This window comes from Sulfitobacter sp. PS-8MA (assembly GCF_040933935.1).
Classification (GTDB): Bacteria; Pseudomonadota; Alphaproteobacteria; order Rhodobacterales; family Rhodobacteraceae; genus Sulfitobacter.
Map to the genome: position 1 here is coordinate 1 of NZ_JBFQYJ010000006.1, position 14,675 is coordinate 14,675.

Below are 14,675 nucleotides of genomic sequence, written 5' to 3' on the forward strand. Positions count from 1 at the left end.
TCTCCACCCAGCCTGCGATGACCGCGCATTTCTCGTCAAAAAGCGGTTTGAGATGGCTGTGCAGCTCCGGCGAAATGCGCGGCGCGCCCTGCAGGATTTCATTGGCAAACAACCTACTTTCGCGCGGCAGTTCGCCCGCCATTTTCAGCTTTCTGTCCACGTAATCAAGGATTTCGCCGCGCGGGTCGCCATCGGGGTCAAGCGCGACCAGAGGGTCGAGCCATGTCTTCATCAGACGCGAAAGCAGGGTGACGTGAATGTCTTCCTTGCCGTCGAAATAATACAGGATGTTCGGCTTGCTCAGCCCCGCCTCGGCCGCGATCTGATCCAATGTCGCGCCGCGATAGCCGTGCTTTGAAAAGACTTCTAGCGCGGCATCCAGAATCACCCGACGGTTGCGCAACTGAATGCGGCTGGGTTTCTTGGCAGAGCTTGCGGGCAAGGCGGGGATCCTCGTGGTGCTGCGAAAAAAGGCGTTTGGTGGATCGGCGGCGGGTTGTTTCAAAGCAGTTCTTGACAGACCATAACCTAATCGCAATCGTGGATTTACCAAATGGTAAAAAAACAACACGGCAAAAGCCGATGCGAAGATGACAGAGGAGTGACCTATGCCCGCCCCCGGAGAGAACCTCAAGATTGATCCCGACCGCCTGTGGGATTCCTTGATGGAAATGGCCAAGATCGGCCCGGGCGTGGCGGGCGGCAACAACCGCCAGACCCTGACCGACGAGGATGCCGAGGGCCGCGCCCTGTTCCAGAAATGGTGCGAAGAGGCGGGCTGCACCATGGGCCTCGACCAGATGGGCAATATGTTCGCCCGCCGCGAGGGGACGGACCCCGAGGCGCTGCCGGTCTATGTCGGCTCCCACCTCGACACCCAGCCCACGGGCGGCAAATATGACGGGGTTCTGGGCGTGCTGGGCGGGCTGGAAATCCTGCGCACGATGAATGATCTGGGGATCAAGACCAAACACCCGATTGTCGTGACCAATTTCACCAATGAAGAAGGCACGCGTTTTGCCCCCGCGATGCTGGCCTCAGGCGTTTTTGCGGGCATCCATACCCAAGACTGGGCCTATGCCAAGACCGATGCGGAGGGCAAAAGCTTTGGCGATGAGCTGGAGCGGATCGGCTGGAAGGGGGAGGAGGAAGTCGGTGCGCGCAAGATGCATGCTTTCTTTGAACTGCACATCGAGCAGGGGCCGATTTTGGAAGCCGAGGGCAAGGACATCGGCGTGGTCACCCATGGGCAGGGGCTGAGCTGGACGCAGGTGACGATCACCGGCAAGGACAGCCACACCGGCTCGACCCCGATGCCGATGCGCCGCGATGCGGGGCTCGGCATGGCGCGGGTGCTGGAGAAGGTCAGCGAGATTGCCTGGAGCCATGCGCCCCATGCGGTGGGGGCGGCAGGGCATATCGAGGTCTATCCCAATTCGCGCAACGTGATCCCGGCAAGACGGTTTTCACCGTCGATTTCCGCTCGCCCGATCTGGCAGTGATCGAGGATATGGAGCAGCGTCTGCGCGTCGAGGGGCAGAAGATCGCGGATGATATGGGGCTTGAGATTGAATTCGAGAAGGTCGGCGGCTTTGATCCGGTGGCCTTTGATGAAGGCTGCGTGAGGGCGGTGCGCAATGCGGCGGAGCGGTTGGGCTACAGTCATATGAACCTGATCTCGGGCGCGGGCCATGACGCCTGCTGGATCAACGGCGTGGCGCCGACGGCGATGGTGATGTGCCCCTGTGTCGACGGGCTGAGCCATAACGAGGCCGAGGAGATCACCAAGGACTGGGCCAAGGCCGGGGCGGATGTGCTGCTCCATGCGGTGTTGGAGACCGCAGAGATAGAGGGCTGAGATATTGGGGGGCGGTGTGGGGGCCAGCCCCCAGACCCCCCGGTAGTATCTTGGCCAGAAAGAGAATGGGGAGAGAAAGATGAGCAAGGTAATCAAAGGTGGCATGGTCTGCACGGCGGACCGGACATGGAAAGCCGATGTCTTGATCGAAGGGGAGAAGATCAAGCAGATTGGCGAAGACCTGAAGGGCGATGAATATATCGATGCGGAAGGGGCCTATGTGATCCCCGGCGGGATCGACCCGCATACCCATCTGGAAATGCCCTTCATGGGCACCACGGCGGCAGAGACCTTTGAGAGCGGCACATGGGCCGCGGCGGTGGGCGGCACCACGATGGTGGTCGATTTCTGCCTGCCGGGCGCCGATGGCAGCATCAAGAACGCGATCAACGAATGGCACCGCAAGTCGGCGCCGCAGATTTGCAGCGACATCGGCTATCACATGGCCGTCACCGGCTGGGACGAGAATGTCTTTAACGAGATGAAAGACGCGGTCGACATGGGGGTGAACAGCTTCAAGCATTTCATGGCCTATAAGGGCGCCTTGATGATCGAGGACGACGAGATGTTCGCCTCCTTCAAACGCTGTGCCGAGCTGGGTGCGCTGCCGATGGTCCATGCCGAGAATGGCGATCTGGTGGCCGAGTTGCAGCAGAAGTATTTCGACCAGGGCATCACCGGGCCGGAGGGCCATGCCTATTCCCGCCCACCGGAGTTGGAAGGCGAGGCCGCGAACCGGGCCATCACCATCGCCGATACCGCGGGCGTGCCGCTTTATATCGTGCATGTCTCCTGCGAGCAGACTCATGAGGCGATCCGGCGCGCGCGGCAAAAGGGGATGCGGGTCTACGGTGAGCCGCTGATCCAGTTCCTGACGTTGGATGAGAGTGAGTATTTCAACAAGGATTGGGACCACGCCGCGCGGCGCGTGATGTCGCCGCCCTTCCGCTCGAAGGACCATCAGGACAGTCTCTGGGCCGGGTTGCAGGCGGGCAGCTTGCAGGTGGTGGCGACGGACCACGCCGCCTTCAGCACCGAGCAGAAACGCGCGGGGCGTGATGATTTCCGGATCATCCCCAACGGCTCGAACGGGTTGGAGGAGCGCTTGGCCGTGCTTTGGACCGAAGGGGTGGAGACCGGGCGTCTGACGCCCAATGAATTTGTCGCCGCGACCTCGACCAATATCGCCAAGATCCTGAATATCTACCCGCAGAAAGGCGCGATCGTCGAAGGGGCGGATGCGGATATCGTGGTTTGGGACCCGAAGATCACCAAGACGATCAGCCCCGCGAACCATCATTCGGTGCTGGATTACAACGTCTTCGAAGGTTTCGAGGTCACGGCGCAGAGCCGCTATACGCTGAGCCGGGGCGAGGTGATCTGGGCCTGGGGGCAGAACAGCCAGCCGCAGCCCGGTCGGGGCCGTTTCGTGCCGCGCCCGGCCTTCCCGAGCGCGAACGTCGCGCTCAGCAAGTGGAAGGAACTGAACAGCCCCAAGATGATCAAGCGCGATCCGTTGAACATTCCGGCGGGGATCTGAATGATGTAAAAGTATCTCAACACAGGTAAAGTGCCGCGCCAAAAGCGGCCGACCAACAGGGAAGAAAAATTAGTGCAAGAAAACCAGAGCGTGATCAGCGCCCGGAATCTGGATCTGACCTTTCAGACCAATGACGGGCCGATCCATGCGTTGAAAGACGTGAACCTTGAGATCGACAAGGGCGATTTCGTGAGCTTCATCGGCCCCTCGGGCTGTGGCAAGACAACCTTTCTGCGGGTCATGGCGGACCTTGAGCAGCCGACCGGGGGCGTGGTGACGATCAACGGGGTCAGCCCCGAAGAGGCGCGCCGGTCGCGGGCTTACGGCTATGTGTTTCAGGCCGCCGGGCTGTACCCGTGGCGGACCATTGGCGGCAATATCCGTCTGCCCTTGGAAATCATGGGCATCCCCCGCGCGGAACAGGCCGAGCGGGTGCAGCGGGTCTTGGAACTGGTCGAGCTGAGCGGCTTTGAGAAGAAGTTTCCCTGGCAGTTGTCGGGCGGGATGCAGCAGCGCGCCTCGATCGCGCGGGCGCTGTCCTTTGATGCCGATATCCTGCTGATGGACGAGCCCTTCGGCGCGCTGGACGAGATCGTGCGGGACCATTTGAATGAGCAGCTTCTGAAGCTCTGGGCGCGGACCGAAAAGACCATTGCCTTTGTCACCCATTCGATCCCCGAGGCGGTCTATCTCTCGACCAAGATCGTGGTGATGAGCCCGCGACCGGGGCGGATCACCGATGTGATCGAAAGCCCGCTGCCGCGCGAACGGCCCTTGGAGATTCGTGAAACACCGGAGTTTCTGGAGATCGCGCACCGCGTGCGCGAAGGGCTCCGCGCCGGGCATGGGGACGATTGATGCGTAATGTCATTCCCATTCTCACGGTTGTCGGGCTTTTGATCCTGATCTGGTATGGCGCGGCGGTTGCGCTCAACGCGCAATGGGCGCGGGATGTGGCGGCGCGGGCGGATAAGACGCTGACAGTCTCGGAACTGGTGGCCGATACATGGTCGCAGGATAAGCCCAAATTGCCCGCCCCGCATCAGGTGGGGGCGGAGCTTTGGAAGACCACGGTGATGAAGAAAGTGACCTCGAAACGGTCCTTGGTCTATCACACCTGGGTCACCTTCAGCGCGACCTTTCTGGGCTTCGTCATGGGCACCGGGCTTGGCACGCTCTTGGCGGTGGGGATCGTGTTCAACCGCACGATGGACATGTCGGTGATGCCTTGGGTGATCGCCAGCCAGACCATCCCGATCCTCGCCATCGCGCCGATGATCATCGTGGTGCTGAATGCGGTCGGGCTCTCGGGTCTGCTGCCGAAGGCGATCATCAGCATGTATCTGTCGTTCTTCCCGGTGGTCGTGGGCATGGTCAAAGGGCTGCGCAGCCCGGATCAGATGCAGCTGGACCAGATGCGCACATGGAACGCGAGCGGCTGGCAGACCTTCTGGAAACTGCGGTTGCCGTCTTCGATGCCCTATTTCTTTACCTCGCTGAAGGTGGGCGTTGCCGCCTCACTGGTCGGGGCCATTGTCGGGGAGATGCCGACGGGCGCTGTGGCGGGGCTCGGCGCCCGGCTGCTGGCCGGCAGCTACTACGGGCAGACGGTGCAGATCTGGAGCGCCTTGCTGATGGCGGCGGCTTTGGCCGCGCTGATGGTGGGGCTGATTGGCCTGGTCCAGCGCCTGACGCTGAAACGGATGGGGATGGCATGATGTTTTGGGTTCTCTTTGCCATTGTCGCATGGGTCGCCGGGCTGTCGCTCAACGTCTGGCTGGCCCGGCAAAGGCCCTCTCGCTGGGCGGCGCTGGCCGCGCCTATTGTCTTTGGGCTGACGCTGATCGCGGTCTGGGAAGGGGTGGTGCACGGTTTTGACATCAACCAGGTGCTCTTGCCGGCACCCTCGGTGATCGCGGCCCGCATTGCCACCTCGCTCGACATCCTGTGGATCGACTTTGTGCAGACCGTCATCAAGGGGGCGCTGAGCGGTTACATCATCGGCTGCGGTGCGGCTTTCCTCACGGCATTGGCGATTGACCGTTTCCCATTTCTGCAACGCGGGCTTTTGCCGGTGGGCAATTTCGTCGCTGCGCTGCCGATCATCGGCATGGCGCCGATCATGGTGATGTGGTTCGGCTTTGGCTGGCAGTCCAAGGCGGCGATTGTCGTCGTGATGGTGTTCTTCCCGATGCTGGTGAACACGGTGCAGGGTTTGCAGGCCAGTGACGCCATGCAGCGCGACCTGATGCGGACCTATGCGGCGGGCTATTGGCGCACCCTGCTGAAGCTGCGCCTGCCTGCGGCGATGCCCTTTGTCTTCAACGGGTTGAAGATCGGCACCACGCTTGCTCTCATTGGCGCCATCGTCGCTGAATTCTTCGGCTCTCCGGTGCTGGGCATGGGCTTTCGCATCTCCACCTCGGTCGGGCAGCTTGCGCTTGATCTGGTCTGGGCCGAGATTGTTGTCGCGGCGATAGCCGGATCGGCGTTCTATGGTATCATGGCTCTTATCGAAGGACGGGTGACCTTTTGGCACCCCAGCCAAAGGACATAAAGACGACCAACCAACAGGGAGATAAAAATGAAGAATATCACGAAGATCGCAGCCGGGGCCGCTTTGGGCCTCTGGGGCGGTATGGCACAGGCGCAGGATGAGCTGACCTTGCAGTTGAAATGGGTCACGCAGGCGCAGTTCGGCGGCTATTACGTCGCCAAGGACAAAGGGTTCTACGAGGAAGAGGGGCTCGATGTCACGATCAAACCGGGCGGGCCGGATATTGCCCCGGTGCAGGTGCTGCTTGGGGGCGGCGCGGATGTGATGGTGGACTGGCTGCCCTCCGCTCTGGCCGCGCGGGAGAAGGGCGCGCCGATCGTGAACATCGCGCAGCCTTTCGCCAAATCGGGGCTGATGCTGACCTGTCTGAAAGAGCATGGCATCGAAAGCCCGGAGGACTTCCCGGGCAACACGCTGGGCACTTGGTTCTTTGGCAATGAGATTCCGCTGCTGAGCTGGATGGGCAAGCTGGGCTATCCCACCGACGGCTCTGACGGCGGGGTGACGATCCAGAAGATCAACTTCAACGTCGACCCGTTGCTGCAAAAGCAGGTCGAATGCGCCACCACCATGACCTACAACGAATATTGGCAGGTGATCGATGCGGGTCTCACGCCCGAGGATCTGGTGGTCTTCAAATATGAGGACGAGGGCATCTCGACGCTGGAGGACGGTCTTTATACCACCGAAGAGAACCTCGAAGACCCCGAGATGGTCGACAAGCTGGCGCGCTTTGTGCGGGCCTCGATGAAGGGCTGGAAATACGCCGAGGAGAATGTCGAAGAAGCCGCCGAAATCGTGCTGGAGAATGACCAGACCGGCGCCCAGACCGAGAAGCATCAGACCCGGATGATGGGCGAGATCGTGAAGCTGACCAAGGGCAGCGACGGGCGTCTGGACGAGGCGGCCTTTGACCGCAGCGCGGCGATCACCATGGAAGGTGGCATGATCACCAAGGAACCCGAAGGCGCCTGGACCCATGACATCACCGACAAGGCGCTTCAGTAAGCCTTTGCCCCCATGACAGAGCGGAAGGGCCGGTGCATTGCGCCGGCCCTTTTCCATTTCTGAGGGAAAAATCTTGGAACATGGCCCCCGGGGGTGCTCGTTTTACGGGCAGAGGACACCACAGGAGGACGACATGACACAGTCTCGCAAATTCATCCTTTCCGCGCTGTCCGCCACGGCCCTGACCGGTCTGGCCAGCGCCGCATCCGCCCAGAGCGCCTGCGGCAACAGCTATCAGATTCAATACGGCGACACGCTGCACAAGGTCTCGCAGCAATGCCGTGTCTCGCTGTCGCGCATTATGGACCTGAACCCGCAGATCGGTGACGTGCGCGACATCGAAGTGGGCACCCGCATTGCCCTTGAGGGCAGCGCCAGCGGCGGCACGTCGGACGACACGACGCGCAGCACCGCGAATGCCCAGGGCACCTACCGGGTGGAGCAGGGCGACACGCCCTATGCCATCGCCTCGGCGCTCGGCATTTCGCTTTTCGAGCTTCTGAACGAGAATGAGGACCTTGACCCGCTGCGCATGGCCGTGGGCGATGTGCTCGAGGTGCCGCAGCAGAACGAGCGGCAGGGCAGCATCCGCGTGACCCCGACCGAAGCCGAGGTCGGCAGCGAGGTGACCCTCATCGCACGCAACCTGCGCCCCAATGACTGGGTGACCGTGGGCGTCGGCGAAACCTCTTCCGAATGGCGCGCCCTGCGCGAAGTGCAGGTGGCCGCCGATGGTGAGCTGCGCACCGAAGTACGCGTGCCCGAATGGGCCGAGCCGCAGGATTATCTGACCTTCGTCGTCGATACCGACCGGGGTTATACCTATAAATCGGGTGACTTCACCGTCGCCGGATCGGCCGATGCCAGCCAGGAAATCGCGCTGGAGGGCCGGGTGAATGAAGGCGTCGAATGCCACACGCTGACCACGCCAGACGGCGATGTCTGGGCAATCGTCAGCGACGACATTCCCTTTACCGAAGGTGAATATGTCGAGGTCGAAGGCGAACGCGCCGACATGTCGATCTGCCAGCAAGGGCTCGGCACGGTCGAGGTGGCGGAACTGGACGAAGTGAACCGCTGATCGCAGCCTAGATGAAAATGGAAAGGCCGGGCGTCTGCCCGGCCTTTTTGCTGTCCCCCGCGAGGGTCTTACAGAACCGTGACCTTGGTGCCGAGTGGCACGCGCTGGTAGAGGTCGATCACATGGTCGTTGAGCATGCGGATACAGCCGTTCGACACCGAGCGCCCGATGGAATTGGGCTGGGTCGTGCCGTGAATGCGGAAAAAAGTGTCGCGGCCGTTCTGGAACAGGTAGAGCGCCCGCGCGCCCAAGGGGTTGCCGGGACCGCCGGGCTGGGCGTCGGTATTGCCGATGAAGCGTTTGTAGGTCTGTGGCTCGCGTTCGATCATCTCATTGGTGGGGCGCCATGTCGGCCATTCTTTCTTCACGTCGATGGTCGCGGTGCCGGTGAACTCCAGCCCGGCCTTGCCCACGCCCACGCCGTAGCGCATCGCCTGACCCGGCGCCGTCACGAAATAGAGGTAATGGCTGCGCGGCAGGATCAGCAATTGCCCCGGCGCATATTGCGCCTTCACCGGGACGATCTGCGGGCTCGGATCATAGGCCGCGGTCCGGGCCTGTGCCATGAGCGGCAGGGTGGTGGCGGCAAGGGTACTGATCAAAAAACTACGGCGGCGCATGGCAGGCTCCATCTGGGAATAAATTGAGCGGATATCTCGACCTTCGGTCACGGCGGGGCGTCTTGGCAAGATGGCACATGAAAAAACGACCCGCCGTTGCCGGCGGGCCGCTTGAACTTTCGGGTCAGGGCCGCAGCCCCCGGGCCTTAGGCCAGCGCGATGTTGGTCGCGGACTCGCGGCCGTCACGGCCGGCTTCGATGTCGAAAGTCACTTTCTGGTTGTCGGCCAGGCCGGTCAGGCCAGCGCGCTCAACAGCGGAAATATGCACGAAAACATCTTTGCTGCCGCCATCGGGTGCGATGAAGCCGAAGCCTTTAGTTGTGTTGAACCATTTTACGGTGCCAGTGGCCATATCCGTAGTCTCCATATTGATGCCATCCGCGTTGGTGCGATGGCCCGGCGTGGTTTGTCTGGATCGATAGACTGAGCGCCGTATGAGGGAGACAGTGGGTCGAAAAAGATAACGTCTGCCCCGCCTATATCGCATCAGAGGGGGATTCGATCAAGGGGGATCGATTCCGGCCCCCTGCGCGCGGCCTTCGGGGCGCCCGCTTTCGGCACTTTCCCGCCATGTTGCGCGGCGCTTGTCCTTGTTTTTCATGCAGATGGCGGGGCCGGGACTGTCTAAAGATTGTCTAAAACCCGTCGCATTGCTGCCCGCCCCAGGTGGTTTTCTGCCCGAAAGCCCCAATTGCGCCTGCCAGCGCCCCATGCGGAGATTGCACAATGATGAGAATTCTTGCGGTGGATGATGATCCTGTCATCCTGGACCTGTTGACCGGATGTCTGACGGAAAACGACAATTACGAGTTGGTCTGCGCGGAAAGCTCAGAAGAAGCTTTGGAAATCCTGCAGGATGCGGACAAGCCGTTCGATTCCTTCCTGCTCGATATCATGCTGCCCGGCATCAGCGGGATCAGCCTCTGCGAGACGATCCGCGACGTGCCGTTTTACCGCGCGGCACCGATCGTGATGATCACCGCCAGCCGGGAGCCTGCGATGATGCAGCGCGCCTTTGATGCCGGCGCCACGGATTTTCTTTGCAAACCTCTGGATGGGGTTGAGCTCAGCGCCCGGATCAACTCGGCCAGCATGCTCAATGCCTCATTGCTGCGGGAGCGCGAAGCGCAGCACACGCTGTCTGAACTGACGGAGATGATGAAAATCCGCTTCGACGAAGGCTTTGACCTGAACGTCGAAGGGTGCAGCGATTTTCTTGCACTGGAAAACTACCTGCTGCGCCTGCCGAGCGGCTGTTTCTCAATGAACCTCTTTTCCGTCGCGGTCGAAGGGGCGCGGGGGATTTACCGCGCTGTCAAAGCGCCCGCCTTCCGCCGCCAGATGGAACAGGTCGCCTCTGCCACCATCCATTCGCTCCACGGCATGCGGTTTCACCTCGCCTATGCGGGCAGTGGCCGATATGTCGGCGTGGTCCTGAGCCGCGCGCGGTTGAACACCGAGGCCATGGAGGAGCGGATGCATGAGTATCTGGAGAAGAATTGGGACGGGAAGGGCATGAACAACGCTTTGCCGCCGAGCCTGCGGGTGTCCTCGGTCAGTGAGCAGCGTCTGTGGTCGGGGCTTTCGGCCAGCAACAAGTTGCGCGAGCATCTGGAAAGCTGGGACCCGCTGCACGGGCTGGCGCGGCATGATGAGGATAATCTTTTTGCCCAGCTTGAAACGGCGATCGACGACGAACGCTGAGGGTGTTGTTCCTTTTCAAGGTTTGCGAAGCGCCCGTCCTGCCGAGATGTGGGACGGGCGTTTTTGTTTCTGTCATGCGCTGAGGGCAGCGCCCTCCCTGGGGGGCGATGTGGACGGTAGCGACTGGCGACCGGGGCGCAAGACGCGCTGATGCTGCCGTCGGTTGCGACGTCGCTAAATCGCCCTCCGGGGGGAGGGAGGGCGATGCCCGGTGTGCCACCGGGCGGAGCGCTGAAACGGCGCGCATAAAAAAGGGCGCCGGATTTGCGGCGCCCTTTCGTATTTTGATCTCAATGCGCTTACCGCGCGAACTTCTTGTGCTTCAACCGCTTCGGCTCAAGCGCATCAGCACCCAGACGGCGCTTCTTGTCCTCTTCGTAGTCTTCGAAGTTGCCCTCGAACCACTCGACATGCGCTTCGCCCTCGAAGGCGAGGATGTGGGTACAGATACGGTCAAGGAAGAAACGGTCGTGCGAGATGACCACGGCGCAGCCGGCGAAATCGACCAGCGCGTCTTCGAGCGCGCGCAGGGTTTCGACGTCCAGATCGTTGGTCGGCTCATCGAGCAGCAGCACGTTGCCGCCCTCTTTCAGCAGCCGCGCCATATGCACGCGGTTACGCTCACCGCCCGACAGGAGGCCCACTTTCTTCTGCTGGTCGCCACCCTTGAAGTTAAACGACGAGCAATAGGCGCGGGAGTTCACCTCGGCATCGCCGAGCTTGATCAGTTCCGCCCCGCCCGAGATCGCCTGCCAGACGGTGTCCTCGGGGTTCAGATCGTCGCGGCTCTGGTCGACATAGGACAGTTCAACCGTATCGCCGTATTCGATGGTGCCTTCGTCGGGTTTCTCGTGGCCAGTCAGCATCTTGAAGAGCGTCGATTTACCCGCGCCGTTGGGGCCGATCACGCCAACGATACCGCCGGGCGGCAGCGAGAAGTCGAGCCCGTCGATCAGCTGCTTGTCACCCATGTGTTTCTTCAGGCCCTCGACCTCGATCACCTTGCTGCCAAGGCGCGGGCCGTTGGGGATGACGATCTGGGCGCGGGACAGCTTCTCGCGCTCGGAGGTCTCGGCCATCTCGTTATAGGCCGCGATCCGGGCTTTGGATTTCGCCTGACGGGCCTTGGCACCCTGGCGCATCCATTCAAGTTCGCGCTCCAGCGTCTTCTGCTTGGATTTGTCTTCGCGCGCTTCCTGCGCCAGCCGCTTGGCCTTCTGCTCCAGCCAGTCGGAGTAGTTGCCCTCGTAGGGGATGCCGCGGCCGCGGTCCAATTCGAGAATCCAGCCGGTGATATCGTCGAGGAAATAGCGGTCGTGGGTCACGCAGAGGATGGTGCCCTTGTAGTCGATCAGGTGCTGCTGCAGCCAAGCGATGGTCTCGGCGTCGAGGTGGTTGGTCGGCTCATCGAGCAGCAGCATGTCGGGCGCTTCGAGCAGCAGTTTGCAGAGCGCCACGCGGCGCGCCTCACCGCCCGAGAGGTTTTCCGGCATCGCGTCATCCGGCGGGCAGCGCAGCGCTTCCATCGAGACGTCGATCTGGCTGTCGAGGTCCCAGAGGTCCTGCGCGTCGATGTCATCTTGCAGCTTGGCCATCTCCTCGGCGGTTTCATCCGAGTAGTTCATCGCCAATTCGTTGTAACGGTCCAGAATGGCCTTTTTCCCGGCCACGCCCTCCATGACGTTCTCGCGCACGGTCTTTTCGGGGTCGAGCTTGGGCTCCTGCGGCAGGTAGCCGACTTTGGCGCCCTCTGCGGCCCAGGCCTCGCCGGAGAAATCCTTGTCGAGCCCGGCCATGATCTTGAGCAGGGTGGATTTACCCGCGCCGTTGACGCCGACAACACCGATCTTCACGCCGGGCAGGAAGTTCAGGTGGATGTTTTCGAATGTCTTCTTGCCCCCGGGGTAGGTCTTGGAGACGCCGGACATGTGATAGACGTATTGATAGGCAGCCATTTGGAGAATCCTCGAAACGCGTTTTGGGGTTTGCAGTGCCATATCGCCCGGGCAAGCCAAGATCAAACACTCTATATGCCGCAGGCCCAAGGCACATCGCGGCCTTGTAAAAGAAGCCGCGCGACAGGTCCTGCGATGATCTGGGTGAAGGGGTGGACTTACAACGTTCTAGCCGGTGGCGCGCAAGGGTAGAAAGCGAAATTCTGTCGACTTTTCCGCGTTTTTCGCGCTAGGATTCACCCAATCTACGATTGGCGGCGCTTTTTGGTCAATCTGGAGCAAGAAGGCTGAACGCGGTGCGCAGGTTTTGCGGGCATCGACGGTCAGTCATAAAAACAGGGAAATACGCATGTCAAAATCCACAATCGTTGTGGGTCTGGATGGATCAGAGGCCGGCGCGCGCGCCTTGGCCTTTGCCCGGTCGCAGGCCAAACAGATCGGGGATTGTTCGATCACGGTTTGCTTCGTCATCGAATGGTCGCCCTTCACCTTTCAGACCAAGGAAGAGAATGAGCAACGCCACCGGCGGCGTGAGGAAGAGTTGCAGCGCGCCCATGAGGTGGTGCTCGATCCGGCGGTGTCTGACCTGCAGGCGCAGGGGATCGAGGTCGAGGGCATCGTGCGCCATGGCGACGCGGCGGATATTCTCGAAGAGATCGCGAAAGATCGCGGCGCGCATCAGATCGTCGTGGGCCGTGTGGGTGAGCGCGGGCTGAAGCGGCTTTTCGGTGGCGTCACCGGCCGGCTGATTGCGGGCTCAACCGTGCCTGTCACGATCATTCCCTGAAAGGAAAAGCGATGAACAAGCTGTTTACCATTTTCATGGCCGCCTGCGCCGCCTTGCTGCCCGGGCTTGCCGCGGCGCAGGAGGCCGCGGGCATCGACGAGCGTATCAATCAGGTCTTTGCCGATTACACGGGCTGGTATGTCTCTTTCATTTTCGCGCCCTTGCCGGGGACCAATTTTTCATGGATCGCGCTTTGGCTGGTGGTCGGCGCGGTGGTGTTTACCGTCTATTTCGGCGCCATCCAGCTGAAAGGGTTCTGGCATTCGATCCAGCTCGTGAAGGGCGATTACGCAGACCCCAATGACGCGGGCGAGGTGAGCCATTTTCAGGCGCTGGCGACGGCGCTGTCGGGCACCGTGGGTCTGGGCAATATCGCCGGCGTGGCGGTGGCGGTCAGCATCGGCGGGCCGGGGGCGACCTTCTGGATGGTCATCGCGGGTCTGTTCGGCATGGCGACGAAGTTCACCGAATGTACGCTTGGCGTGAAATATCGCAATGAGTTCCCCGACGGCCATGTCTCGGGCGGGCCGATGTATTACATCGTCAAAGGCTTTTCCGAACGCGGCTTGCCGCTCGGGGGCGTGTTGGCGGTGCTGTTTTCGATCTTCACCATTCTGGGCGCGCTTGGCGGCGGCAATATGTTCCAGGCCAACCAAGCCCATGCGCAGCTTGCCGGGGTGCTTGGCGATTATCCGGGCTGGATCACGGGGGTGATCCTTGCGGGTGTGACCTTTGCGGTGATCGCGGGCGGTTTGCAGTCCATCGCGCGGGTGACGGAAAAGATCGTGCCCTTCATGGGCATCTTCTATGTGCTGGTGTCGATCCTGATCCTGCTCATCAATTGGGACATGATCGGCTGGGCCTTTGGCCAGATCTTCATGGGGGCTTTCACCGGGCTGGGCGTGGTCGGCGGCTTTACCGGGGCGCTGATCCAGGGCTTTCGCCGCGCGGCCTTCTCCAATGAGGCGGGCATCGGCTCGGCGGCCATCGCGCATTCTGCGGTGCGTACGAAAGAGCCGGTGACGGAAGGCTATGTGGCTTTGCTGGAGCCATTCATCGACACGGTGGTGATCTGCACCATGACCGCGCTGGTGATTGTAATCAGCGGGGTGCTCAACCAAGACCCTGAAACCGGCCTTTACCTCTGGAACGCCGAAGCAGGCCGGATCGCGACCGAGGGCGAAGTCAGCGGCGTGGCCCTGACCTCGGCGGCCTATGCGCGGGCCTTCTCCTGGTTCCCGGTGCTCTTGATGGTCGCGGTGGTGCTCTTTGCCTTCTCGACGATGATTAGCTGGTCCTACTACGGGCTGAAGGCCTGGACCTATCTGTTCGGAGAAGGGGCGGCGAAGGAGTTGGTCTTCAAGGTGATCTTCTGTCTCTTCATCGTGATCGGCGCGGCGGCGAGCCTTGGGCCGGTGATCGACTTCTCGGATGCCATGCTCTTTTCCATGGCGATCGTGAACATCATCGCGCTCTACTTCCTGATGCCGATCGTGAAACGGGAGTTGAACAGCTATGTTGCACGGCTGCGCTCGGGCGAGATTGTGAAGCACAAGTAAGGGCT

Annotated in this window: 13 protein-coding genes and 1 pseudogene; 10 read left to right on the top strand and 4 right to left on the bottom strand. The window is 61.4% G+C overall.

All coding sequences use genetic code 11. From position 1 onward, the window contains the following. A partial coding sequence (locus AB4M76_RS03965) for a TetR family transcriptional regulator C-terminal domain-containing protein (RefSeq protein WP_368440512.1) occupies window positions 1-442 on the bottom strand: 442 nt, incomplete at its 3' end. Between the two features lie 166 nt (window positions 443-608). Here AB4M76_RS03965 and AB4M76_RS03970 point away from each other — a divergent pair. From AB4M76_RS03970 to AB4M76_RS04000, 7 genes and pseudogenes are all read left to right on the top strand, one after another. Further along, window positions 609-1,858: pseudogene (locus tag AB4M76_RS03970) on the top strand (Zn-dependent hydrolase). 79 nt (window positions 1,859-1,937) lie between these two features. Continuing rightward, window positions 1,938-3,398, top strand: a complete 1,461-nt coding sequence (hydA, locus tag AB4M76_RS03975) for a dihydropyrimidinase (RefSeq protein ID WP_368440513.1) — start codon at window positions 1,938-1,940, stop codon at window positions 3,396-3,398. Between the two features lie 72 nt (window positions 3,399-3,470). Continuing rightward, the gene (locus tag AB4M76_RS03980) at window positions 3,471-4,256 is read left to right on the top strand and encodes an ABC transporter ATP-binding protein (RefSeq protein ID WP_368440514.1); all 786 of its coding nucleotides are present in this window, start codon (window positions 3,471-3,473) and stop codon (window positions 4,254-4,256) included. Then, complete coding sequence (locus AB4M76_RS03985) at window positions 4,256-5,116, top strand: ABC transporter permease (RefSeq protein WP_368440515.1); 861 nt, start codon at window positions 4,256-4,258, stop codon at window positions 5,114-5,116. The genes AB4M76_RS03980 and AB4M76_RS03985 overlap by 1 nt, the downstream gene beginning before the upstream one ends. Continuing rightward, on the top strand, window positions 5,116-5,955 hold the full coding sequence (locus tag AB4M76_RS03990; RefSeq protein WP_368442377.1) for an ABC transporter permease: 840 nt from the start codon (window positions 5,116-5,118) through the stop codon (window positions 5,953-5,955). The genes AB4M76_RS03985 and AB4M76_RS03990 overlap by 1 nt, the downstream gene beginning before the upstream one ends. 27 nt (window positions 5,956-5,982) lie before the next feature. Next, window positions 5,983-6,963: an ABC transporter substrate-binding protein gene (locus tag AB4M76_RS03995; protein WP_368440516.1), complete on the top strand. Its 981-nt coding sequence runs from the start codon at window positions 5,983-5,985 to the stop codon at window positions 6,961-6,963. A 133-nt stretch (window positions 6,964-7,096) separates the two neighbouring features. Beyond that, window positions 7,097-8,044: a LysM domain-containing protein gene (locus AB4M76_RS04000; protein WP_368440518.1), complete on the top strand. Its 948-nt coding sequence runs from the start codon at window positions 7,097-7,099 to the stop codon at window positions 8,042-8,044. Between the two features lie 68 nt (window positions 8,045-8,112). Here the strand turns inward: AB4M76_RS04000 and AB4M76_RS04005 are convergent, their stop codons facing one another. Next, the gene (locus tag AB4M76_RS04005; protein ID WP_368440520.1) at window positions 8,113-8,664 is read right to left on the bottom strand and encodes a L,D-transpeptidase; all 552 of its coding nucleotides are present in this window, start codon (window positions 8,662-8,664) and stop codon (window positions 8,113-8,115) included. Window positions 8,665-8,810: 146 nt separating this feature from the next. Continuing rightward, a complete protein-coding gene (locus AB4M76_RS04010) occupies window positions 8,811-9,017 on the bottom strand; it encodes a cold-shock protein (protein ID WP_007117950.1) in 207 nt (68 codons plus the stop codon). A gap of 374 nt (window positions 9,018-9,391) precedes the next feature. On the opposite strand from AB4M76_RS04010, the gene AB4M76_RS04015 reads away from it, so the two are divergent. Beyond that, window positions 9,392-10,369, top strand: coding sequence for a PleD family two-component system response regulator (locus AB4M76_RS04015; protein WP_368440521.1), 978 nt, complete (start codon window positions 9,392-9,394; stop codon window positions 10,367-10,369). Between the two features lie 299 nt (window positions 10,370-10,668). Here AB4M76_RS04015 and ettA read toward each other — a convergent pair whose 3' ends face one another. Then, a complete protein-coding gene (gene ettA, locus AB4M76_RS04020; RefSeq protein WP_368440522.1) occupies window positions 10,669-12,324 on the bottom strand; it encodes an energy-dependent translational throttle protein EttA in 1,656 nt (551 codons plus the stop codon). A 349-nt stretch (window positions 12,325-12,673) separates the two neighbouring features. Between ettA and AB4M76_RS04025 the strand changes: the two genes are divergently transcribed. Next, window positions 12,674-13,111, top strand: a complete 438-nt coding sequence (locus AB4M76_RS04025) for a universal stress protein (protein WP_368440523.1) — start codon at window positions 12,674-12,676, stop codon at window positions 13,109-13,111. An 11-nt stretch (window positions 13,112-13,122) separates the two neighbouring features. Continuing rightward, window positions 13,123-14,670 (top strand): alanine/glycine:cation symporter family protein, encoded by a 1,548-nt coding sequence (locus tag AB4M76_RS04030; RefSeq protein ID WP_368440524.1) that lies wholly within the window; start codon window positions 13,123-13,125, stop codon window positions 14,668-14,670. The last annotated feature ends 5 nt before the right edge of the window (window positions 14,671-14,675 follow it).